The sequence below is a fragment of the Cyanobium sp. Alchichica 3B3-8F6 genome (assembly GCF_024346435.1).
In the GTDB taxonomy this organism is placed as follows: domain Bacteria; phylum Cyanobacteriota; class Cyanobacteriia; order PCC-6307; family Cyanobiaceae; genus Cyanobium_A.
The window spans coordinates 1-22001 of sequence record NZ_JAGQCZ010000015.1 but is presented as its reverse complement, the minus strand read 5'-3'; the positions used below and the strand labels follow the sequence as shown (position 1 = coordinate 22001).

The following is a 22001-nucleotide window of genomic DNA, read 5'->3' as shown; positions in this document are numbered from 1 at the left end:
TTTCGATCAGTCATGACGTGGCGGGCACGACCGGGGCATTCCAGCGCACCACCGTGCGCCGCTCCCGTTCATGGCCGAGCACTGAGACGGTGGCGGTGTTCAGATTCAGCAGCGCCCCGCTGGCCGCTCCGAGCCCCAGCCAGGTGCCCGCGAGGCTGCGCAGGATATGGCCGTGGGCCACCAGGGCCACCGCCGGGGCCTGGGGGGCGGCCAGTGATTCAGCTAAGGCGATCACCCGTTGGCAGCGCTCCTCCACCTGGGGGCAGCTTTCGCCGTCGGGGCAGCCGTGGCTCCACACGGTCCAGCCGGGCACCTGCTCGCGGATCGTGGCGGTGGTGATGCCCTCGTAGCGGCCGTAGTCCCATTCCTGCAGGTCGGGGCAGATGCGGGCCTGCGCCCCCAGGCCGGCCAGCTCGGCGGTGCGCCGCGCCCGCTGCAGCGGGCTCACCAGCACGGCAGCAAAGCGCTGCCGGGCCAGCATCGGTGCCAGGGCCCGGGCCTCCGCCTCCCCTTCCGGCAGCAGGGGCAGGTCGGTCTGTCCCGTGTGGCGCCCACTGAGGGCCCATTCGGTGGCGCCGTGGCGCAGCAGCCACAGCTCGAGCTGGGGAGGAGTGTTCACACCGGTGATCTCAGGTTGTGCAACAGGTTGTTCAACACAGTCATTCACGCGTTTGGCACCCCTCGCCACCACGCATCAGCGCTGCACCTCAAACCAGTCGGCGCCGGTGGCCGGCACCTGGTTGGAGGCGACGCTGTTGACCATCGCTAGCACCGGACCCTTCTCGCACCAGATGCGCAGTTCGGTGAGCTCCTGGGGCGAACCCTCCGCTTCAATCTCCACCGAGCCATCGGGGCGGTTGCGCACCCAGCCGCTCAGGCCAAGATCCCTGGCCCGGGTGCAGCAGGCGGCGCGGTAGCCCACCCCCTGCACCTGGCCGCTCACGATCAGCTGCCAGCGTTCCTGCTGAATCTGGGGCTTGGGCTCGTGGGGTTGGATGAAGCGGCGCTCGTCGGCAGCGGCGCGGCGCGCCCGGCTGCGGCGGCCAGGCGAGAGGGAATCACCGGGCATCCAGCCCAGTGGAGATGCAGCCAGCTGGCGTGCACGTTCGGCGCTGTCCATCCTTCGCTCCGGGTTGGCGTCCCCCAACCTTCAAGCTGCCACAGCCCGCCGGTGCTGGCCACAGATTCGAGCTGCCAGCGGTGGAATTCATGGCCGCAGAAGTGCTCTCCGGGCCGCACCAGCAGCCCGCTGGTCGTGGCCTTGACCTCGCGGTAGCCGAGGCTAAGCGCCCCTTTGCGGGCCCGGAAGGGCAGCACCCCCGCCATCGGCTGCAGCATCCCGTCGCCATCGGCCAGCTGCTCGCCCAGCAGCAGCAGGCCGCCGCATTCGGCCACCAGCGGCAATCCAGCCGCCGCCGCCCGGGCCAGCTCGCCCAGGCTGCGGCGGCTGGCCGCCAGCTGGGCGGCATGGAGCTCGGGATAGCCCCCGGGCAGCAGCACCGCCCGGCAGCCCACCGGCAGGGCTTCATCGGCCAGGGGGCTCCAGGCCACCGGCTCCAGCCCCACCGCCGCTAGCAGCTCGCCGGCTTCGGGATAGCGGAAGTGGAAGGCCGCGTCGCTGGCGATCGCCACCGGCAGCGGCGCCTGCTCTGGCCCCTGCTCTGGCCCCTGCTCCGGTGCCTGCTCGGGTGGGCTGGGGCGGTGCTGGCTCAGGCACCAGTGGATTGGATCTTCGGCGCCGGCCTGGGGGTTGGGCGGCGCCAGCAGCGGCTCCAGGCGCGCAAGATCGAGGTGGCGGGCGGCCAGCTCAGCCCATTGCTCCTGGCGCTGCTCCAAATCGTGAAGCTCCCCAGGCGGCAGCAGTCCCAGGTGGCGCGACGGCAGCTCCAGGCTCGGGTGGTGGGGCAGCACCCCCAGCAGCGGCACGGCGATGCTCTCCAGCGCTTCGCTCAGCAGGGCGTGGTGGCGTTCGCTGCCCACCCGGTTGAGCACCACGCCGGCCAGGGTCACCGGCGGCGGGCCATGGTCGCGGAAGCCCCGCACCAGGGCCGCCAGGGAGCCCGCCTGCCGAGAGGCTTCCACCACCAGCACCACCGGCAGCGCCAGCTGGGCCGCCACCGCCGCCGAACTGCCCTCACTGCTGGGTCCGCGGCCATCGAACAGGCCCATCACCCCCTCCACCAGGGCCAGGTCGGCCCGGCTGCCGTGCCAGTGGAAGCAGCGCTCCACCCACTCCGGGCCACACAGCAGCGGATCGAGGTTGCGGCAGGTGTGGCCGCTCACCCGGCTGAGCAACTGGGGGTCGAGGTAGTCGGGGCCCACCTTGAAGGGCTGCAGCTGCCGGCCCGATCGCCGGGCCCAGGCGGCCAGGCACAGCGACAGCAGGGTCTTGCCGCTGCTACTGCTGGGCGCGGCGATCAGACAGGCCATTCAGGGGTGCTCAGGGCAGCAGGCTCAGGGCAGCAGTTTGGCGGCGATCGGCGCGGCGGCGGCCAGCAGGGGGTTGGTGGAGTCGTGGCCGCCCGACAGCAGTCGCGCCATCTCCATCTCCTCACTTTCCATCGGCAGCGGCACCACCTCCTCGGCCAGTTCCATGCTCGCCATGCCGCCGGATTCGAGCCGCATGCAGCCGCCCGACTCGGAGCAGAGAATCACGCACAGGGGGGAGCCCTGGCTGCTCTGGCAGATCAGCCGCAGGCCCACCATCGCCCCCGGATGGGTTTTGGGCACGCCCACCGGCACTGGCATCTGCCGGAAGCGCACGGTTTCGCCATCGGTGCGCTCGAATTCAGCGCCGATGCCCTGGCCCGCGCCATCGCCGTCTACTGGGTAGGTGGAGATCAGGTGCCACCCCAGCCGGTCGGCCAGCCAGGCTGCCAGCAGCAGCCCCTTCACCGGGTTGCTGCCCTCCACGTCGAGGTCGAGCTGCACTACGTGGTTAAGGGCATCCCGCCGCGACGGCGGGTCAAACACCATCGCCAGCGACTCCCGCCAGCTGCGCAGCCGCAGCCAGTTGAGGTCGTTGATGGGCTGGCCGGCATCGATGCGATCCACCAGCAGGTCGAGGCAGCGGCGTGGATCGCCCAGCGACGAATCCACCACCAGGCGCCGATGGCCGCTGGCCAGGGTTGCCATCACCTCCGGGGCCTCATCGAGGCTGCTGTTCCACCACACCCAGCAGGGCAGGTCGGGGCTGATCAGCGGCTGCACCAACTCCAGGCTCTGGCTCAGGGCGCCGGTGCCGCCACGCAGCACCACCACATCGCCGCAGGCGTCGCCGCCGCTGCCTTCCTCCGGCAGGGGGCAGTAGGCGGCCACCAGGGTTTCAAGGGGATGGCCGCCATCGAGGGTGGGGGCCAGGGTGATCAGCCGCCGCGGCATGTGGGCGCTGATCGCCCCCTCCACAAATTGCCCGCGCAGGTCTTCGGCGTGGTGGTCGCCGCCCAGCTTGCCAATCGCCCAGGCCAGCTGGGGATCCATCGGCGCGGTGCTCAGCGGCAGCCCGCAGCTGATCGCCGCGGCCCGGGCCGCCTCCAGCACGGTCTCGTTGAGCAGGCCGGTGATCGGGCCGTCGAGACGGCCGCAGCGCACCAGCTGCTGCTCCAGCCAGGAGCCCTCCCACACCACCAGGGTGAAGGTGGCGGCTCCGTGGGAACTGCCCAGTTCCTGGCTCCAGAGGCGCTCCAGGTAGCTGGGTACCTCGTCAGGCGGCAGGGCGAGTGGGGCCTGGAGGGTGAGCTGGGTCGACATGGGGGCAGGGGGTGAAAAAAAACTTAGGGGCGACGCCAGGCCAGGCCGTCCTCGGCCACCAGACTGTCGGCGGCGCCGGGGCCCCAGGTGCGGGCCTCGTAGGGGTACACCGGCAGCTGGTTCGGGGCGTCTTCGATCAGCTCCAGCAACGGGGTGTACAGCCGCCAGGCGGCTTCCACTTCGTCGCTGCGGGTGTACAGGGTGGGATCCCCCAGCATGGCGTCCGCCAGCAGACGCACATAGCCCTCATCGCTGGGCTCGCCGAAGCTGTCGTCGTAGGAGAAGGCCATATCCACCGGCCGGCTGCGCATGCCGGAGCCAGGGGCCTTTACCTCAAACTTGAATTCGGCCCCTTCATCGGGCTGGATCCGCAGGATCAGCTGGTTGGGGGTGGGGGCACCGCCGGCGGCATCAAACAGGTGCACCGGTGCTTCCCGGAAGGTGAGCACCACCTCGGAGAGCCGCTTGGGCAGCCGCTTGCCGGTGCGCAGGTAGAAGGGCACACCCTGCCAGCGCCAGTTGTTGATGAACAGCTTCATCGCCACGTAGGTCTCCGTGGTGCTCTCGGGATTCACCCCCGGCTCCTGGCGGTAGCCGGCGATCGGCCGGGTGCTGGAGCCGCCGGGTCCGTACTGGCCCCGCACGCAACACTTCCAGGGTTTGTCCTCGTTGGCCAGGCGCGCGGCCTGGATCACCTTGGCCTTCTCGTTGCGCATCGACTCAGGATCGAAGCGGCCCGGCGCCTCCATCGTGGTGAGGGCCAGCATCTGGGTGAGGTGGTTCTGCACCATGTCGCGCAGGGCGCCCGAGCTTTCGTAGTAGCCGGCCCGCTCCTCCACACCCACGGTTTCGGCCGCCGTGATCTGCACGCTGGAGATGTAGTTGCGGTTCCAGATCGGCTCGAAGATCGTGTTGGCGAAGCGCATCACCAGGATGTTCTGGACCGTCTCCTTGCCGAGGTAGTGGTCGATCCGGAAGATCTGGTTTTCCTGGGCGCTGGTCTGCACCACCCGGTTGAGCTCCTGGGCGCTGCCGTAGTCGCGACCGAAGGGCTTCTCGATCACCACCCGGCTGCGGGCGGGATCGCTGAGCAGCCCAGCGGCGGCCAGGGCCCGGCAGCCACTGCCGTAGAAATTCGGCGACACCGACAGGTAGAAGGTGCGGTTGCCGCGGGTGGCCCGCTGCCGGTCGATGCCTTCGAGCCGCTGGCCGAGCCGCACCATCGTGGGCGGATCCTGGAGATCCACCGACTCGTAGAAGAGGCCCGCCGCAAACTGCTCCCAGGCCATGCGGTGCTCGGCCACCTCGCTGGCCATCGCGTCGGCCATGCGCTGGCGGAATTCTGCGTCGCTCCAGGGGCGGCGGGCGCAGCCCAACACCGCGAATTCACTGGGCAGGCGCCGCTGCCGGAACAACTCGAAGAGTGCCGGGATCAGCTTGCGGTGGGTGAGGTCGCCACTGGCTCCGAAGATCACCAGGCATTGGGGCGGAATCACCCGCTCCTGGCGGAGGCCGACCCGCAGTGGATTGGTGAGCACGCTGCCCATGGATGCCTTCGCGGTGCCCATGGTTTAACCGGCCAGGCGGCGCTGCCCACCGGCTGGCCCACTTTGTGATGGTTTCTGTGTGGGATTGGCCAAAAAAAAGCCCGCCGGGGAGGCGGGCTGAGGGGAGGTGGTGACGACCGTTGCCGGGGGTCCATCCCGATATCAATAGGTCTCGACGTGCCAGCGCTCGGCTTTCTTGAGCTGGGGACGCAGCTCGGCCCAGTTCAGTCCCTTGGCGGCGGCGGCGGTGGCCATCGCTTCGTCGATGCCAGGCTCCATGCCCCGCAGACCGCACATGTAGACGTGGGTCTTGGGGTTTTCGATCCAGGAGAAGATCTCCTCGGCGTTCTCGCTGACGCGGTCCTGGATGTACATCCGGCCGCCGCTGGCGTTCTGCTGCTCGCGGCTGATGGCCTTGGTGTAGCGGAAGTTGTCGGGGAACTCCGTCTGATAGCGGTTGAAGTCGTCGTCGTAGAGCAGGTTGGCCGTGGTGGGAGCGCCCATGAACAGCCAGGCCTTGCCTTTGAAGGTCCAGCCGTTCTTCTCCCGCTCGGCCGGCTCGAACATGCGGCGCAGGTAGGTGCGCATCGGCGCAATGCCGGTGCCGGTGGCCAGCATGATCACGTTGGCGTCTTCGTCGGCAGGCAGGAGCATCTCTTTGCCCACCGGACCGGTGATCTTCACCTTGGCGCCGGGTTCGATGTCGCAGAGGAAGGTCGAGCAGACGCCGTTGATCGTCTCGCCGTCCTTCTCGTACTGGAGCTGGCGCACGCAGAGGGAGACGGTGTCGCCTTCGAGGTTGTCGCCGTGGCGGGTGCTGGCGATCGAGTAGAGGCGCAGTTTGTTGGGCTTGCCGTTGGCGTCGGTGCCATCGGGAATGATGCCGATGCTCTGGCCTTCGACGTAGTGCAGCTGGGGATCGCCACCCTTGAGATCGAAGGTGATGTGGTTGACCCGACCGATCGCCCCATCCGCAAGCAGGCTGTAATTCTCAGTCACCGTGCCGACGAACGGATCCTTCGGCTTGTAGAGGTTGACGGGGACGTCGGCGTGGGACACGGCAGCGGGTTTCGAAGGAGCGGCTTTGGCTTTGGCTTTGGGGGCGGGTGCGGCCGGGGCTGGTGCAGCGGCAGGCGTGTCGCCACCGGGGCCGTCGGCAGCCAGCACGGCACGGATCCGACCGCCCTGCTGGGCGATGGACTGCATCAAGCCCTGGAGCTGGTTGTACGGCACGGTGAAGCGACGTTCAGCCTGGCGCTGGCGACCGATGCCGAAGCCCTCCACCACGACGGTGAACATGCGGCTGTCCGACTGGATGGCGCGACCGGTGGAAACACGCATGCAGACTCAGCCCCCTCAAAAGCGCGCTGATCATACGGAACCTTTCCGCTGCGGTTTTCCAGGAGACACCGCTAGGTTTGTGCGCCAGCACACTTCGACAGTGCTCCTTTGGCCCAGCTCCTCGCCCAGGCCCGCCCTTCCGACCCGCCCCCCAGCGACCTGTCTTCGGCCGTCGTGAGTGACGCCTGCAGCCTCGACACCATCCAGCAGGTGATGGAGAGGCTGCCCCAGGGAGCCCGGCGGTTGGCGGTGCAGCTGCGGCTGCCCCTCGACCCAGAGTGGCTTTGGGCCGTGCTCACCGACTACGCCAATCTCAACCTCTACATCCCCAACCTGGCCTCCTCCCGCGAGCTCTGGCGTCGGGGCAACAAGGTTGGCCTCGAACAGGTGGGGACCCAGCAGTTCTGCGGGCTGCGTTTCAGTGCCCGGGTGGAGCTCGAGCTCGAAGAAGATCCCGAGGCTGGCGAGTTGCGGTTCTGCATGTGCCGCGGCGACTTCCGTCGGTTTGAGGGCATTTGGCAGATCGGCCGCTCCGGCGGGGTGACCCATCTCTTCTACGAGCTCACCGTGCAGGGTCGCCCGGGCATGCCGATCGGGCTGATCGAGCAGCGCCTGCGCGAAGACCTGGCCAACAACCTGCGCGGGGTGCAGCGCGAAGCCGAGCGCCGCGCCGCCTTGTCCTGAACCATCCCTGCTGGGCAGGAGGTGCTGTTGGTTGTGCGGATTTCTGTTTGTTGAACAACCTGTTCAACAGCTTGATTGGGGTGGATGTCGGCAAGCGCGACACCGGCAAAAAAATGTCTCTTTGAGAAGCACGATCGCTCGTCAAGAGATCCGGCTTCAGCGTTGCGAAAAGCAACTCTTTGGGCCGTTGTTTGGTTGGTGATACCCCCAAGGGGATTCGAACCCCTGTCGCCTCCGTGAAAGGGAGGTGTCCTAGGCCTCTAGACGATGGGGGCGAGGCCACAACGCTGTTCGGCGTTGCTGTGTTGGAAGCTACGGGTCAGGGGGACCCTTCGTCAAGGCGGGTTGGGCCTGACCGCTCCAGACCGGAACGCTGACGTGGAAACAGGCCCCCTCACCGGGTTCGGACACCACCCAGATGCGGCCGCCATGCACCTCGGCGATGCGTCGGCACACCGACAGCCCCACGCCGTAGCCCGAGGTGGTGCCGGAGGTTTGCGGCAGACGCACCCGATCCAGGAAGATTCGCTGCTGCTCGGCTTTGGGGATCCCCGGTCCGCTGTCGCAGACGCTCACCTGCACCCATTGATCGGTGCGGTGCAGCAGGGTCAGGTGCACCCGGCCCCGATTGGGGGTGAATTTCAGGGCGTTTTCCAGCAGGTTGAGCAGCACCTGGCGCATGCGCCGCTGATCGGCGAACACATCGGGCAGGTCGGCGGGGATATCGGAGATCAGCTCCAGGTCGCGACCCACCCACAGCTTTTCAAGCTCGAGGATCGCCTCGGCGGCCACCTTGCCGAGCGACAGACGCTGGGGGTTGAACAGGGCCTCCCAGCGGGTCGTGCCCACCTCCAGCAGATCCTTGGAAAGTTCCTGGATGTCGTCGAGGCGGCGGGTGAGCACGTCGCGGAAGCGGGGCTCATCGATCTGGCCAAGGGTGTGGCTTTGCAGGGCGAGTTTGGCCGCGGTCAGGGGCGTCCGCAGTTCGTGGGCCACCATCCGCAGCAGCCGTTCCTGCACCCCCAGCCGCTCGATCAGGGTTTCGTTCTCCTGGCGCAGCACCAGGAGCTGGTCTTCCAGCTGCAGCTCCCGCCGGGTACGGCTGCCATCGATCTCGGCGGGCCGCAGGCTCATGCCCAGGCTGGTCACCACCTCCATCTGCTGCCAGCGCGGCAGCCAGCTGCGCAGCTTCTGGGTGATCGCATTGCCGGCGATCACCTGCTTCGGCAGAGGGCCGAGCTTCACCAGGGCCGGTGTGGCCACCAGCCGATGCAGCTCCAGCAGTTCCGGTTGGCGGGCTGGGTCGGCCAGCTCCAAGCTCACCGTGAAGCGGCACTCCTCGCTTTTGAGGAACTGAATCAGGTTGCGCAGATCCGGGCTGGCCAGGTGGTGCTGGGCGGCCACCAGCAGCAGCTTCAAGGCCTGACGCTCCGTCGCACGAGCAGCTGCGGCACTGCCTGCTGCGGCGCTGCCTGCTGCGGCGCTGTTTGCGACGGCAGCGTCAGCCAGGGCTTCGGTGGTGGGTTGCTCGGCCTTCACGTGATTCACCCTATGGGGATTTGGCCAGACCCGCCCAACCTCGCTATGACAGAGGTAACCAGTGCCGTGCGCCCAAGGGCCGGGATGTCATGAGCATGCTTTCGGATCTCCCCACCCCAGCGCGGCCGCGGATTCAGCTCGACAGCAACCTGCGTCGTTGGTTTGCCCGCAACCTTGGCTTGTGGCGCTCGCGACGGTTGTATTTCTTTGACGACGGCGAGTCGCTGCGCGTCGACATGATGCTGCGAGTGGAAACCTTCAGCGAGCCGGTGGAGGGCGATGCGGCTTATCGCTTCACCTGGTGGCCGGAGCAGGAGTTCGAGTTTTTCGACAAGAAACCCCGTTTCGTGCCGACGGGAACGATGGAGGCCTACCTGTGCGGGCATCAGCTGTGGCGCAGCCGCGGTTACATCTGTGGCACGCCCACCAAAACCCAGATCCGTCAGGTGGACGAGCACGAGCTGATTTTTGAGTCGCACTACCAGGAGTGGGACATCCTTGAACACGTTCGCCTGGTCGACCAGGACCGCTACCGCGCCCGCTCGATCTACTCCTGGAAGGACGGCGCGCTTGAGCTGGCCGAAATCCACCACGAAATCCGGGTGGAGGAGGCCGGGGCTGCGCTCCCGCACGACGCCCTGGCCTAATGCAGCAGCATGGCTGCATCTCAAGACACCCGTTTCCTGCTGTGACCTCCCGCCGTTCCGCTCCCTTGGCTGCCTCCTGGCTGGTGGCTCCGCTGTTGGTGCTGCCCCTGCTGCTGGCGCCGGCGGCGGCCCAGGCGGCCCCTGCCACGGAGGCGGACATGAACCTCTACACCCGCATTGCGGCGGTGAATGTCTGCATTGCCCGTGGGGCCGGCGTGCCCTTTGACAAGGCGGTGGGCATCGCCGGCGAAACCATCGCCCAGGTGATTCAGGGTCAGCACGACGGCGTGATCACCCAGGTGGGAGCCAAGCCGCTCAGCCTCGACGACCTGCGCAAGGGCTCGATCAATTCCGCCGTGCTCGGGGCTGCTGAGATCTGCCCCAAGGAGGTGCCGGCCGATGTGATGGCGAAGGTGCAGGAGGCCCTTAAGCCTGCCCCCGCTGCCAAGCCCTCCCCTTCGAAACCTTCCACTAGCAAGCCCTCCCCCAGCAAGTAATTCCCCATGGCCCTGGTGCGCCTCGCCGATTACCGCCCGGCGCCATTCCTGCTGGAGCGCACCGACCTGACGGTGCAGCTGCAGGCTGACCACACCGAGGTGGCGGCCCGGCTGGCCTTTGTGCCCAACCCAGAGGCCCCCTCCCCAGAGGCCCCGTCGCCCGAGCCCCTGGTGCTGCAGGGTGTGGATCTGGAGTTGCTGGAGTTGCGCCTCGATGGCGTGCCCCTGGCCGCGGAGGCTTACGAGCTCACGCGAGAGCAGTTGCGGATCGTTCATCCGCACCAGGGCCCGTTTGTGCTGGAGAGCCGGGTGCGCATCCATCCGGAAACCAACAGCACCCTCGAAGGCCTCTACGTGAGCGGCGGCCTGTTCACCACCCAGTGCGAGGCCGAGGGCTTCCGCCGCATCACTTTCCATCCCGACCGCCCCGATCTGCTCAGCCGCTTCCGGGTGCGGATCGAGGCGGATCGCGCTAGCTGCCCGGTGCTGCTCTCCAACGGCAATTGCATCGACACCGGAGTGCTGCTCCCCGATCCGGCCACGGGGGCAGCGCGCCACTATGCGATCTGGGACGATCCCTTCCCCAAGCCCTCCTATCTGTTTGCCCTGGTTGCAGGCCAGCTGGAGGAGGTGCGCGGCAGCTTCACCACCGCCAGTGGCCGGCCGGTGGCCCTGCGCATCCATGTGGAGCCCGGCGATGCGCCCTACACCGCCCACGCCATGGCCTCGCTGCAGCGCTCGATGGCCTGGGATGAGCAGCGCTACGGCCTCGAATACGACCTCGATGAGTTCAACATCGTGGCGGTGCGCCATTTCAACATGGGCGCGATGGAGAACAAAAGCCTCAACATCTTCAACTCCAAGCTCGTGCTGGCCGATGCCGAAACCGCCACCGACGGCGAGCTCGAGCGCATCGAGAGCGTGATTGCCCACGAGTATTTCCACAACTGGACCGGCAACCGCATCACCTGCCGCGACTGGTTCCAGCTGTCGCTCAAGGAAGGGTTAACGGTGTTCCGCGATCAGAGTTTCACGGAGGATCTGCACGGCGCGGCCCTCAATCGCATCGAGAACGTGGCGATGCTGCGCAACACCCAGTTCCGCGAAGATGCGGGTCCCACGGCCCACCCCGTGCAGCCCGATGCCTACCAGGCGATCGACAACTTTTACACCACCACGATCTACGAAAAGGGATCGGAACTCATTCGTATGTTGCACATCCTGCTTGGGGAGGAGACGTTCATGCGGGGGATGGCGCTGTATGTGAGCCGTCACGACGGCACCGCCGCCACCTGCGAAGACTTTGTGCAGGCGATGCAGGACGCCGGAGAGCAGGCCAGGGCATCGGGAGCCCCGATCCCTGCCTTTGATTTTGCCCAGTTCCGCCGCTGGTATCACCAGGCCGGCACCCCCCGCGTGCACATCCAGCGCCACTGGGATGGGGAGGCCGGCGCGTTGGAGCTGCAGGTGGAGCAGCACACCCCGCCCACCCCCGGCCAAAGCGATAAGCAGCCCTTGGTGATTCCCCTGGCCCTGGGCCTGCTCGACCAGGCCGGGGAGCCCCTGCCTGTGCAACTGGAGGGGGAGGCGAAGCCCGCCGTGCACGCCGGCGATGGCACCCGCCTGGTGGTGATCGATCGGCCCCAGCAGACCCTGCGGTTGGTGGGGTTGCCGCGGCAGCACCATCCGCCGGCCCTGTCGCTGCTGCGCCGGTTTTCGGCGCCGGTGATCCTGGAGATGGGGCGCCCCACCGCCGAGCTGGTGCATCTGCTCGCCGCCGATGCCGACCCCTTCGCCCGCTGGGATGCGGGCCAGGTGCTGCTGCGTCAGGCGGTGCTGGCCCGCGCCGCCGGCGCGGCCGACGCCCTGCTGGAGGAGGAACTGATCGATGCCTTCGGCCGGATCCTGGCCGACCCGTCGTTGTCGGAGGCCAGCCGCAGCGTGCTGATGGCGCTGCCAGGTCTGCCCGAGCTCGAGGATGCCGCTGCTGCAGCAGGTGGCGAGCCCGATCCGCCGGCCCTGTTTGCGGCCCTGATGGCCCTGCAGCAGCGCTTTGGTGCCGCCCTGGCTGAGCCCTTGGAGATGGCCCTGCAGCGCTGCACCCCCCAATGGGGCCTGGCCTGGCCCGAGGGCAACGGCGACCGGCTGCTCACCGGCACGGTGTGGAGCTGGCGGGTGGCGGCTGGCGACTCGGCCGTCTGCGCGGCAGCGGCGGCGGCGGTGCGGGGCCCCTCGATGACCCTGGCCCGCGCCGGTCTGCGGGCCTTGCAGTGCCATCCCATCCCGGAGCGCCAGCAGGCAGTGGAGGCGTTCTACCAGCGCTGGCAGGACAAGCCCGTCATCCTCGATGCCTGGTTTGCCCTGGAGGCTTCGGCCCCCTTTGCCGATGGCCTGGAGCGGGTGGCGCGGTTGCTGGAGCACCCGCGCTTCGATCCGGCCGCGCCCAATTCGGTGCGGGCCGTGCTGGGCGGCCTGGCCGGCAACGCGCCGGTGTTCCATGCCGCCGATGGCGCCGGCTACCGCTTCATGGCGGCGCGGATCGCCGAGCTCGACCAGCGCAACCCGATCACGGCTTCGCGCCTGGCCAAGGTGTTCAGCCGCTGGCAGAGCTACGGCCCGGCTCGCGCGGCCGCCATGCATGCCGCCCTCGAGCAGCTGGCCGCCGCTCCCCTTTCGCCCAACACCGGCGAGGTGGTGCAGCAGTGCCTGGGGAGCTGAGCCGGCAAGCCGCGGCTGGGCAGAGGCGATAGCATTGATATCAGGCGAGCTTGGCTGATGGCGGATCTGCTGGTGCGTGGGGTGGACGAGGCGATTGTGCAGGCCCTCAAGCGGCGGGCGGGAGACCATGGACGCAGTGCCGAGGCCGAACATCGAGCACTTCTGGTCGACGCACTGCTGAGCCCTCCGAGGCGCGACCTGGCTGAACTGTTGGCGGCCATGCCAGATGTGGGCTGCGATGCCGATTTCCAGCGGCCGATCGACAGCAGTAGCGACGCCGATGTTTTTGGTTGATACCAATGTGATCAGCGAAGCCCGCAAGGGGCGTCGTGCTGATCCAGGCGTGATGGCCTTCTGGGCCGAGGTGACAGCCAACAACACGCCCTTGTTTCTGGCGGCCATCACCATCGGTGAACTGCGCCGCGGCGTGGATCTCATCCGCCATCGAGGCGACCTCAAACAGGCTGATCTGCTCGAAGACTGGCTTGGGCAGGTGCTCCAGCACTACGGCGAGCGGGTGTTGGTGCTCGATGGAGATGCGGCTCAGCTCTGGGGGCGTCTGCGGGTGCCTGATCCCCACCACGCCATCGATAAGCAGATCGCCGCCATCGCCCTCTTGCATGGCCTCACGGTGGTGACCCGCAACTCCCATGACTTCGCGGGTTGTGGGGTTCGCCTGTTGAATCCCTTCAGCGGCGCTGGCCCGGCAGGGGGAGGGGCGGTGGGGGGCGAAGTGGGCCGTTGAGGCTCTGGTGCAGCTGGCGGAAGGCGGCTTGGCGGTAGGTCGCCCCTTCCGCTCCGGCGTGCAGCCCCCACAGGCCTTCCCAATAGAAATAGATCACGCCGTGGCCGCGGCTGGTGGCCAGTTGGGTCTTCTGGGCCAGGGTGGCCATGTCGGGGGTGCGACCGCCGAAGCCGGCCAGGATTCCGATCTCCACGGGCATGCCCCAGCTGCGTGCCTTCACCAGGGCGGGCTGGTTGAGGTCCTTCTCGAAGCCTTTCACCGAGTAGGCGTAGTTCTGCACCACTAGGTCGTCGATCAGCTCGCCGAGGGCCCAGAGTTCCCAGTCCTGGAGCCAGTGGTTGTAGGCGAAGCGGAAGGGGCCGGGCGACAGGCTGATGATCGTGCGCTTGGGCACGGAGCCCGCCGGGGCCTCCAGGGTTTTCAGTCGCCCCCGCAGCTCCCGCAGCAGCCCGGTGAGCTGCTGGCGCCGCCAGCGCATCCAGGCCCGATCGGTGTGGTTGTCGGGGGGCTCGCGGCCGGTGTCCTTGAGGAAGAGGGCGCGGCTGAAGGGGTCGTAGCCAAGCTCCACCGGCCAGGCAAAGTGGTCGTCGAGCTGGATGCCGTCGACGCTGCAGCGCTGCACGATCTCGGTGATCAGGCCGATGAAGCGCTCGCGCACGCCGGGGTGGGCGGGGTTGAGCCACACCATCGGCTTGCCGTGCATGGCCATTTCGCTGCTGCCATCGCGGCGTTGCAGCACCCACTCCGGGTGCTGGCGCACCACTGCGGCATCGGCCGGCTCCATCAGGCCGTACTCAAACCAGGGGATCACCTGCAGCCCGCGCCGATGGGCGGCGCGGGTGAAGCGGCAGATCGGATCGAGGTTGGGGCTGGCCTTCTCCAGCGCCGGCTCCAGCGGCGCATGGCGGGACCGGTGGAAGGTGGTGCCCCGGCTCCACACGTTGGGATAGAGGGTGTTGAAGCCGGCGTTGGCCAGCTCGCTCACCGCCCGGTCGATGCGGCTGGGGTCGTAGTAGAGGGGGCTGGGGCTGTTGGTGAGCCACACGCCGATCCGGCGCTGAGGGATCTGCAGGGGTTGGGCCTGCAGCGGCTGGGCTGCAGCCCAGGGCACGGTGAGCAGCACGCTCACCGCCGCAGGCAGCAGGGCCTTGAACCGGGCGAAGCGGCACAACCGGGCTGGTCGTAGCTGGGAAATGGATATCAGCGGAACGGGTTTCAGCGGAACATCGAGCTCACCGAGCTCTCATCGTGGATGCGCCAGATGGCTTCGCCCAGCATGTTGGCCACCGACAGCACCTGCAGCTGGGGGAAGCGGCCATCGTGGTTCTGGGGGATGCTGTTGGTGACGAGCACCTCTTCAAACAGGCCCGGCTCCGACATCCGCTCGATCGCCGGTGGTGAAAACACGGCATGGGTGGCGCCAGCCAGCACCCGGATGGCGCCCCGATCGCGCAGCAGCTTGGCGCCGGCGCAGATGGTGCCGCCGGTATCGATCATGTCGTCGATCAGGATCGCCGTCTTGCCGGCCACATCGCCGATCACCGTGAGGCTTTCGGCCACGTTGTGGCCCGAACGGCGCTTGTCGATGATCGCTAGGGGGGCATCGTTCATCTGTTTGGCGAAGGCCCGGGCCCGGGCCACACCGCCCACATCGGGAGACACCACCACCACCTCGCCGAGGTCGCGGGCGCGCAGATAATCCACCAGCACCGGCGAGCCGTAGATGTGGTCGCAGGGGATGTCGAAGTAACCCTGGATCTGGGCCGAGTGCAGGTCCATGGCCAGCACACGATCCACGCCGCTCTTGGCCAACAGGTTGGCCACCAGCTTGGCGGTAATCGACTCCCTGCCCGCCGTCTTGCGGTCGGCGCGGGCGTAGCCGTAGTAGGGGATGACGGCGGTGATCTGACGGGCGGAGGCCCTTTTGCAGGCATCCACCATGATCAGCAGCTCCATCAGGTGATCGTTCACCGGAGCGCAGGTGGGCTGGATCAGGAACACGTCGCAGCCGCGAATCGATTCCTGGATCTGGATGTAGAGCTCTCCATCGGCGAAGCGCTTGATCACCCGCGGGCCGTCGGGAACGCCCAGGTAGGCGCCGATTTCGCGGGCGAGGGCCTGGTTGGCGGTGCCGCTGAACAGGCGCAGCCGGCGGGTGTCGTGAGTCGACTGGGTCGCGCTGCCTTGGGGCGCCACGCGATCAGCGGTCAAGAAACTGGTCACGGCGGGCGCGGATGCGTCGGCTGAAACCCGATCGTAGAAGCGTGGCCGCCTCCCTAGTGCAAACATCCATGACGCTTTCCAAGCCTGGTTTGCCGCGGTCGCTGGTGCTGGTGGCCGCTGGGCCCGCGGCAGCGGTCGTCGCGCTGCAGCACCCACTGGGGCCCCTGCTGGCCAGGGCCCTTGGCATGCCCTTGAGCGCCCCTTTGGATCCTCTGGAGCCCCAGCGCGCCCTGGCTGGCCTGGCCGCGCAGGGGCCGTGCCTGGTGCCTCTGCCGGTCGATCCCGGCTTGCCCCTCAACGGCGCCGGCCACTGGGCTGAGGCCCTAGGGGCCTGGCGCCAGCCGGTGCTGTTGCTGCTGGCGGGCGAGCAACTGGAGAGTGGCCTGCCGGCGGCGATGGTGGCCCTGTTGCACCAGTGGCAGGTGCCGCTGGTGGGACTGGTGCAAGGCGATGGGGCCTGGGACCCGGAGGCCCGCCGCGGCGATGGTCTGCCCTGGCTGGGTGGGCTCGATCCGGCAACTGGTGAGGCCGGAACCCTGGCGGCCGCCCTGGCGCTGCGCTGGCGTCAGATCGCCTCTAATTGAGTCCCGACTGAGTCCGGACCGAGTCCCGACTCAGTCCCCTTGCGTCTGCCTGCGTTACTGGTCTGCTGCTGAAACACCCGGGGCCTGCCAGAGGGGACTCGGTGCGCTGCTGGCGATCTGGCGCAGGGGCTGGCCAGCTTTGCTGGGAGCCAGCGGCACGCTGGTGAACTGCACCGTTTCGCCGTGGCTCAGGCCGGAGGCCAGCAGGCTCAGGGTTTCCGGTTGGCTGAGGTTGGTGACGACGCCCTTGTTCTGGAGAGATTGGAGCAGTGAGGAGAGCCGGCCCAGTTGCTCCGGCAGTGCCATTTCTCGCAGCAGGCTGCGCACCACCAGCTGGTGGTTGTCCTGGCGGCTGTCCTCCGGACGGGCGGGATCGCGGTAGCGCACCAGTTGTTCCACCTCGTTGCCCTTCAGCCGCTGCAGCCCACCCTGCAGATCAACGGTGAAGCGTTGGCTTTTGTCGTTGTATCGCAGGGCCCGGGTGGGGTTGGCGGCGATGCTGCCGAGACCATCCACCAGGCTGCGCAGGCTCGTTCGGCCGAGCACCAGATAGCGATCCGGTTCGCCGGAGTCGAGCCCCACCAGGTTGCGCACGGCATCGGCAGTGAGGGCGGCGCCGCCAAGGCGGTAGAGGCTGCCCAGGCTCTGGGGCCGTGTCTGGCCGGGGAGCTGCACCGCCAGGTTGGCCGGCAGGGTGAGCACCTGGAGCGGCCCCTGGGGGTTCACCCGCACCAGCAGCAGGGCATCGGCATTGGCCGGTCCGCGGGGGGCGGCTTGGTTGATCGGATCGCCTGGCTGCTCGCTGTCGAGACCGATCACCAGCAGAGTGATGCTGCGGCTCGGCGCCTTGCCCAGGTCGGCCGGGCTGAGCTGCCGCACCGGTTCGGTGGCGCGATCGGGCTCGGGCCAGATCAGGCCGAGCAGCCCCAAGCCCGCGGTGATTCCGGCGGCAGCCGCCCCCAGCCTCAGCAGGGTGGGCCCCAGGCGGGGCTTGGGCTGGGCGGGACGACGGGGCATCGGGGCTCGGCGGCAACTCACTTTGGCCTAACCCGATAGGTTGTGCCCTGGCTGATGGGGCGAGGGAACCCGCTGATGGCAGCACTGTTTTCGGTAAGCGGCTCTTCGCAAAGCGGCTCGTCCACCGCGCCGGCCCCCCACGAGCGGGCCCGCCCCCTGGCCAAGGGCAGCGTTTACCCCGCCAAGGATCTCTGCAGCCAGTGCGGCCTCTGCGACAGCCGCTGGGTGGCCTATGTGAAGGACAGCTGCGCCTTCCTCGAGCAGCGCTTTGAGGCGATGGAGGAGCAGGCCCATGGCCGCAGCCGCGACCTGGACAACGACGACGAGCTCTATTTCGGCGTGCAGCAGCGCATGCTCACCGCCCGCTTGGCCCCGCCGATCGACGGCGCCCAGTGGACCGGGATTGTCAGCCGCATCGGCGTGCGCGCCCTGGAAACGGGCCTGGTGGATGCGGTGCTGTGCGTGGGCCAGAGCGACGAGGATCGCTTCACGCCTGTGCCGCGGCTGGCCCGCACGCCGGAGGAGGTGCTCAGCGCCCGGGTGAACAAGCCCACCCTCTCGTCCAATCTGGAGGTGCTTGAGCAGCTGCCGGGCAGCGGCATCCGCCGGCTGTTGGCGATCGGCGTGGGCTGTCAGATCCAGGCCCTGCGAGCCGTGCAGTCCACCCTGCCCCTCGATGAGCTCTATGTGCTGGGGTTGCCCTGCGTTGACAACGTCTCTCGCGCCGGGTTGCAGACCTTCCTGGAGAGCACAGTGAGCTCGCCCGACACGGTGGTGCACTACGAGTTCATGCAGGACTTCCGCATCCACTTCCGCCACAGCGACGGCCGCGAGGAAACGGTGCCCTTCTTCGGGCTCGACACGCCCAAGCTCAAGGACGTCTTCGCGCCGAGCTGTCTGAGCTGCTTCGACTACACCAACGCCGGAGCCGATCTGGTGGTGGGCTACATGGGGGCGACGTTTGGGCGCCAATGGCTCACAGTGCGCAACCCGAAAGGCCAGGTGCTGCTGGATCTGGTGGAGAGCGAGCTCGATGTGGCGCCGGTGACCAGCAGCGGCAGCCGCCAGGCGGCGGTGCAGCAGGGCATCGAGGCCTACGACAAGGCCGTGAAGCTGCCCCTCTGGCTGGCCAACCTGATCGGCTGTGTGGTGGGGCGCCTGGGGCCGAAGGGCCTGGAATACGGCCGCTTCTCGATCGACTCCCACTTCACCCGCAACGCCTTGTGGCTGCGCCGCAATCACCCCGAGAAGGTGGCGGCCCACATCCCGGCCTTCGCCCAGACAATCATCAGCCGCTACCGGCTGCCTGAAGCGTGAGGCTCGCCGGCGTTTTGCTCCATCCCACGTCCCTGCCGGGGCCTGGGGGCTGCGGCGGCTTTGGCCAGCCGGCCCACGACTGGTTGGCGCTGCTTGGCCGCCATGGCATAGGTGTTTGGCAGCTGCTGCCCCTGGCCCCCACCGACAGCACGGGCTCGCCCTACAGCTCCCCCAGCGGTTCGGCCCTCAATCCCTGGCTGCTCGACGCCGAAGCCCTGGTGCAGGCTGGCTTTTTGCAGCGCTCGGATCTCGAGGCCCTCCCCGGCGCCGCCGCCCGCCCCGGCCCGATGGATCTGGCGATGATGCCGGCCCGCAGCCGGGCGCTTGGTGAGGCCTTGGCCCGCCGCTGGCCGGGTCAGCCGGTGCAGCAGCAGCGCGCCTTTCGCCGCTGGCGCCGCCGCGAGCGCGGCTGGCTGCCCGACCATGCGCTGTTCATGGTGATCCGCCGGCTCCAGGGCGGTCAGCCCTGGTGGCAGTGGCCGGCTCCCCTGGCCCGCCACCGCCGCTCCGCCCTGCGCCGCATCGCCCGGGAGCAAGCCGGCTGGCTGCTGGAGGAGGAGCTGCTGCAGTGGCAGTTGCAGCGCCAGTGGCAGCAGCTGCGCCAGCAGGCCGAGCGTGCCGGTGTGCAACTGCTCGGTGATCTGCCCTTCTACGTGGCCCACGACAGCGCCGACGTGTGGGCCCACCGCGCCCTGTTTTCCCTGCGTGCCGATGGCAGCCTCACCGCCCAGAGCGGTGTGCCGCCCGACTATTTCTCCGCCACCGGTCAGCTCTGGGGCACGCCGGTGTACCGCTGGCCCATGCATCTGCTCAGCGGCTTTCGCTGGTGGCTGGCTCGCCTGCAGCGTCAATTTGAGCTGTTTGATCGGCTGCGGCTCGACCACTTCCGCGCCCTGCAGGCCTTCTGGAGCGTGCCGGGGGATGCCGCGACTGCTGAACATGGCCGCTGGCGCTGGTTTCCGGGCTGGCCGTTGTTGGCACTGCTGTGGCTACGGCGTGGCCTTTACCTACCCCTGATCGCCGAAGACCTGGGCGTGATCACCCCGGCGGTGGAAGCCCTGCGCGATGGTTTCGGGCTGCCGGGCATGAAGATCCTGCAGTTCGCCTTCGATGGTGACCCTGCCAACCCTTATCTGCCTGCCAACATCCGCGGCCGCCGCTGGGTGGTGTACACCGGCACCCACGACAACGCCACCAGCGTGGGGTGGTGGCAGAGCCTCGACGAGGGCGGCCGGCGGCGCGTGGCCGAGGCGGTGGGGGTGCCGATCACGGCTCCGGCCTGGCAGCTGCTCGAGCTGGCTCTGGCCAGCTCCGCCGATCTGGCCGTGGCGCCCCTCCAGGATCTGCTCGAGCTCGACGACCGGGCCCGCTTCAACACCCCTGGCACCAGCTCCGGCAACTGGACCTGGCGCCTCGAGCAGCCCATCACCAGCCTGGATGGGGCCCTTCAGGGCTATGGCGCCATGGCTGCCCGCTACGGCCGAGCAACCTCTTAGGGCCTGGGCTTAAGGCTCGGCAAAGCTGCCGGGCTGCCCCTTCACGGGCTGGAGTGCTGCCCCGTTCCAGCTCAGTCGGTCGCCGGGGCCGGGGGCCGGCTGCACCTCCAAACGGAAACCGCCGCTGAGGGGCAGGCTGAGGCTTCCGCTGGCGTTGCGCAGGCTGGTGCGCACCCCGCTGGCGCTCTCCAGATTGAGCTGGCTGGGCTGGCTTAGCTCCAGCTCCAGCAGCCCTGAGCGCAGCGAGGCTGCGGGTTTGGTGCGCCGCAGCTGGGCGACCCCCTGCCCTCGGGCGGCCAGCTCCAGCGGCCGCAGCTCGGGATAAAGCGTCAGCAGGGCCTGCTCGGGCCGCGGCGGCTTGGCCTGCTCCTGCGCCGGTAGGGGTGGAATCGGCCGCACCGCCAGCAGGCCCCGCAGAGCCAGCTGCTGTTGCTGCAGGTTCAGCGCATACACCAGCCCCAGGGTGAGCACGCCGTAGAGGAGCGTGCCCTGCCAGGTGGTGAACACGTCGATGTTGCCCGGCGTGAAGCGCCGCAGCAGCGGTTGCCGTCGCTGGTCCTGGGGCAGCCGTTCGCTGTCGGGCAGCACCGTCTCCAGGCTGCCGGCGGGCAGGTCGAGGTGCCGCTCGATCAGCGGCACCATGGTGCGCAGGTAGGTGGTCTCCGGCAGCCGGTCGCGCCAGCCCCGCTCGAGGGCTTCCAGCACCGCCGTGCTGATGCGGGTGTCCAGGGCCAATTGCCGCAGGGTCAGGCCGCGCTCTTCGCGCCGCTGCCGCAGCGTCTGCCCAATTGCCAGCAGAGGATCGGCTGGCGGCTCCGCCGCAGCGTTGCTGGCCGGCAGGGGACCCCGCTGCCACCAGCGGCCGAGGCGGCCCCGCGGGCGCTTGGGTGGCAGCGGGGGGGTGGGGGTCAGGGCTGGGTTGTCAGTGCTGCCCATTCTTGGCGATCGAGGCGCCGCCAGCGACCCTCGGGCAGGTCGCCGAGCTGAAGCGGTCCGATCGATCGCCGTTGCAGATCCTGCACCGGATGGCCGAGCAGCGCGGCGGTGCGCCGGATCTGGCGGTTGCGCCCCTCCCCCATGTGCAGCTCCAGTTCGGTGGTTTGTGGTGTGCGCCTGAGCACTTGCAGCCCCACCGGTTGGCTGGCCTGGCCGTCGAGGGGCACGCCGGCGGCCCAGCGCTGCAGCGTTGGGGCGTCGGGCCGGCCCTGCACCCACACCCGGTAGGTCTTGCGGTGGCCGTAGCGGGGGTGGGTGAGGCGCAGGGTGAGGTCGCCCTGGTTGCTGAGCAGCAGGGCGCCGCGGCTTTCGGCGTCGAGACGCCCCACCGGGTGCAGCCCGCAGCCCTGGCGCAGGTCGGCCGGCAGCAGGTCGAGCACCGTGGGGCGCCCTTCGGGGTCGTGGCAGCTGCAAACCACCCCCGCCGGCTTGTTGAGCAGCAGCAGCAGCGGCTCCGGCCGGGCCGCCAGGGGCTCGCCCCGCACCGTGATCCGGTCCCGCTGTTGGTCGGCCCGGTCCCCCAGCTGGGCCACGGCGCCGTTCACCTGCACCAGCCCCTGACGCAGCAGGGATTCGGCCTGCCGGCGCGAGCAGAGGCCAGCGGCGGCCATCAGTTTTTGCAGGCGTTCGTGGGCCATGGCTCCCATGCTGCCGCCCGGCAAAGGATGGTAGGTTTACGAAACAAAAGAGTTTCGTAAACCCGGCTTCCCATGCCCGCTCTGCCCGTTCTTGGCTCCAGTTCAGGTTCGGAAAGCTCCTCTGCCCAGGGCGGCGGCGATCTGGTGCGCAGCTACCTGCGGGACATCGGCCGGGTGCCGCTGCTGAGTCACGAGCAGGAGATCACGCTGGGGCGCCAGGTGCAGGAGCTGGTGGCGCTGGAGGAGCTGGAGCTGGAGTTGG

Annotated in this window: 22 protein-coding genes and 1 tRNA gene; 10 read left to right on the top strand and 13 right to left on the bottom strand. The window is 68.6% G+C overall.

Annotation, left to right across the window (positions count from 1 at the left end; genetic code table 11):
• Positions 1-10 precede the first annotated feature (10 nt).
• From KBY65_RS11620 to KBY65_RS11595, 6 genes are all read right to left on the bottom strand, one after another.
• Positions 11-619 (bottom strand): histidine phosphatase family protein, encoded by a 609-nt coding sequence (locus tag KBY65_RS11620; RefSeq protein WP_233128437.1) that lies wholly within the window; start codon positions 617-619, stop codon positions 11-13.
• 75 nt (positions 620-694) lie between these two features.
• Positions 695-943 carry an acylphosphatase gene (locus KBY65_RS11615; RefSeq protein WP_254986950.1) on the bottom strand — a complete coding sequence of 83 codons (249 nt, stop codon included), beginning with the start codon at positions 941-943 and terminating at the stop codon, positions 695-697.
• 2 nt (positions 944-945) lie between these two features.
• Positions 946-2430, bottom strand: coding sequence for a cobyrinate a,c-diamide synthase (locus KBY65_RS11610; protein ID WP_255001666.1), 1485 nt, complete (start codon positions 2428-2430; stop codon positions 946-948).
• A gap of 24 nt (positions 2431-2454) precedes the next feature.
• Positions 2455-3750: a glucose-6-phosphate dehydrogenase assembly protein OpcA gene (locus KBY65_RS11605; RefSeq protein ID WP_255001665.1), complete on the bottom strand. Its 1296-nt coding sequence runs from the start codon at positions 3748-3750 to the stop codon at positions 2455-2457.
• Between the two features lie 23 nt (positions 3751-3773).
• Positions 3774-5297, bottom strand: a complete 1524-nt coding sequence (gene zwf / locus KBY65_RS11600; RefSeq protein ID WP_254986953.1) for a glucose-6-phosphate dehydrogenase — start codon at positions 5295-5297, stop codon at positions 3774-3776.
• A 162-nt stretch (positions 5298-5459) separates the two neighbouring features.
• Positions 5460-6638: a phycobilisome linker polypeptide gene (locus KBY65_RS11595; protein ID WP_255001664.1), complete on the bottom strand. Its 1179-nt coding sequence runs from the start codon at positions 6636-6638 to the stop codon at positions 5460-5462.
• A 213-nt stretch (positions 6639-6851) separates the two neighbouring features.
• Here KBY65_RS11595 and KBY65_RS11590 point away from each other — a divergent pair, with 213 nt between their 5' ends.
• A complete protein-coding gene (locus tag KBY65_RS11590; protein ID WP_255001686.1) occupies positions 6852-7322 on the top strand; it encodes an SRPBCC family protein in 471 nt (156 codons plus the stop codon).
• A 202-nt stretch (positions 7323-7524) separates the two neighbouring features.
• Here the strand turns inward: KBY65_RS11590 and KBY65_RS11585 are convergent.
• Together KBY65_RS11585 and KBY65_RS11580 are read right to left on the bottom strand one after the other, a co-directional pair.
• Positions 7525-7597: transfer RNA gene (locus tag KBY65_RS11585), tRNA-Glu, on the bottom strand.
• A gap of 37 nt (positions 7598-7634) precedes the next feature.
• Entirely contained in the window at positions 7635-8870 is a 1236-nt protein-coding gene (locus KBY65_RS11580) for a histidine kinase (RefSeq protein WP_254986955.1), read from the bottom strand.
• 80 nt (positions 8871-8950) lie between these two features.
• Between KBY65_RS11580 and KBY65_RS11575 the strand changes: the two genes are divergently transcribed.
• The 5 genes from KBY65_RS11575 (at position 8951) to KBY65_RS11555 (ending at position 13468) form a co-directional block, all read left to right on the top strand.
• A complete protein-coding gene (locus KBY65_RS11575) occupies positions 8951-9508 on the top strand; it encodes a hypothetical protein (RefSeq protein WP_255001662.1) in 558 nt (185 codons plus the stop codon).
• A 65-nt stretch (positions 9509-9573) separates the two neighbouring features.
• Positions 9574-10005, top strand: a complete 432-nt coding sequence (locus KBY65_RS11570; protein WP_094559478.1) for a cAMP phosphodiesterase — start codon at positions 9574-9576, stop codon at positions 10003-10005.
• A gap of 6 nt (positions 10006-10011) precedes the next feature.
• Positions 10012-12723, top strand: a complete 2712-nt coding sequence (pepN, locus tag KBY65_RS11565; RefSeq protein WP_255001661.1) for an aminopeptidase N — start codon at positions 10012-10014, stop codon at positions 12721-12723.
• 57 nt (positions 12724-12780) lie between these two features.
• The gene (locus tag KBY65_RS11560; protein ID WP_094559420.1) at positions 12781-13017 is read left to right on the top strand and encodes a FitA-like ribbon-helix-helix domain-containing protein; all 237 of its coding nucleotides are present in this window, start codon (positions 12781-12783) and stop codon (positions 13015-13017) included.
• Positions 13004-13468: a type II toxin-antitoxin system VapC family toxin gene (locus KBY65_RS11555; protein WP_255001659.1), complete on the top strand. Its 465-nt coding sequence runs from the start codon at positions 13004-13006 to the stop codon at positions 13466-13468. Before KBY65_RS11560 ends, KBY65_RS11555 begins: the two co-directional genes overlap by 14 nt.
• Here the strand turns inward: KBY65_RS11555 and KBY65_RS11550 are convergent.
• Entirely contained in the window at positions 13413-14639 is a 1227-nt protein-coding gene (locus KBY65_RS11550) for a glycoside hydrolase family 10 protein (RefSeq protein WP_198953820.1), read from the bottom strand. The two genes, KBY65_RS11555 and KBY65_RS11550, sit on opposite strands and share 56 nt — an antisense overlap.
• A 44-nt stretch (positions 14640-14683) precedes the next feature.
• A complete protein-coding gene (locus KBY65_RS11545; RefSeq protein ID WP_094559417.1) occupies positions 14684-15691 on the bottom strand; it encodes a ribose-phosphate pyrophosphokinase in 1008 nt (335 codons plus the stop codon).
• A gap of 68 nt (positions 15692-15759) precedes the next feature.
• On the opposite strand from KBY65_RS11545, the gene KBY65_RS11540 reads away from it, so the two are divergent.
• Positions 15760-16275 carry a hypothetical protein gene (locus KBY65_RS11540; RefSeq protein ID WP_255001658.1) on the top strand — a complete coding sequence of 172 codons (516 nt, stop codon included), beginning with the start codon at positions 15760-15762 and terminating at the stop codon, positions 16273-16275.
• A gap of 54 nt (positions 16276-16329) precedes the next feature.
• Here the strand turns inward: KBY65_RS11540 and KBY65_RS11535 are convergent, their stop codons facing one another.
• Positions 16330-17292, bottom strand: a complete 963-nt coding sequence (locus KBY65_RS11535) for an LCP family protein (RefSeq protein ID WP_254986958.1) — start codon at positions 17290-17292, stop codon at positions 16330-16332.
• A 75-nt stretch (positions 17293-17367) separates the two neighbouring features.
• Here KBY65_RS11535 and KBY65_RS11530 point away from each other — a divergent pair, with 75 nt between their 5' ends.
• Both KBY65_RS11530 and malQ read left to right on the top strand, forming a co-directional pair.
• Positions 17368-18609, top strand: a complete 1242-nt coding sequence (locus KBY65_RS11530) for a Coenzyme F420 hydrogenase/dehydrogenase, beta subunit C-terminal domain (RefSeq protein ID WP_255001656.1) — start codon at positions 17368-17370, stop codon at positions 18607-18609.
• Positions 18606-20105 carry a 4-alpha-glucanotransferase gene (malQ, locus tag KBY65_RS11525; RefSeq protein WP_255001655.1) on the top strand — a complete coding sequence of 500 codons (1500 nt, stop codon included), beginning with the start codon at positions 18606-18608 and terminating at the stop codon, positions 20103-20105. Before KBY65_RS11530 ends, malQ begins: the two co-directional genes overlap by 4 nt.
• A 9-nt stretch (positions 20106-20114) precedes the next feature.
• Here the strand turns inward: malQ and KBY65_RS11520 are convergent, their stop codons facing one another.
• Both KBY65_RS11520 and KBY65_RS11515 read right to left on the bottom strand, forming a co-directional pair.
• On the bottom strand, positions 20115-21041 hold the full coding sequence (locus KBY65_RS11520) for a helix-turn-helix domain-containing protein (protein ID WP_094559477.1): 927 nt from the start codon (positions 21039-21041) through the stop codon (positions 20115-20117).
• Positions 21014-21739 (bottom strand): pseudouridine synthase, encoded by a 726-nt coding sequence (locus tag KBY65_RS11515; protein ID WP_255001654.1) that lies wholly within the window; start codon positions 21737-21739, stop codon positions 21014-21016. The genes KBY65_RS11520 and KBY65_RS11515 overlap by 28 nt, the downstream gene beginning before the upstream one ends.
• A 72-nt stretch (positions 21740-21811) precedes the next feature.
• Here KBY65_RS11515 and KBY65_RS11510 point away from each other — a divergent pair.
• The coding region (locus KBY65_RS11510) for a sigma-70 factor domain-containing protein (protein WP_315860075.1) at positions 21812-22001 on the top strand (190 nt) is incomplete at its 3' end.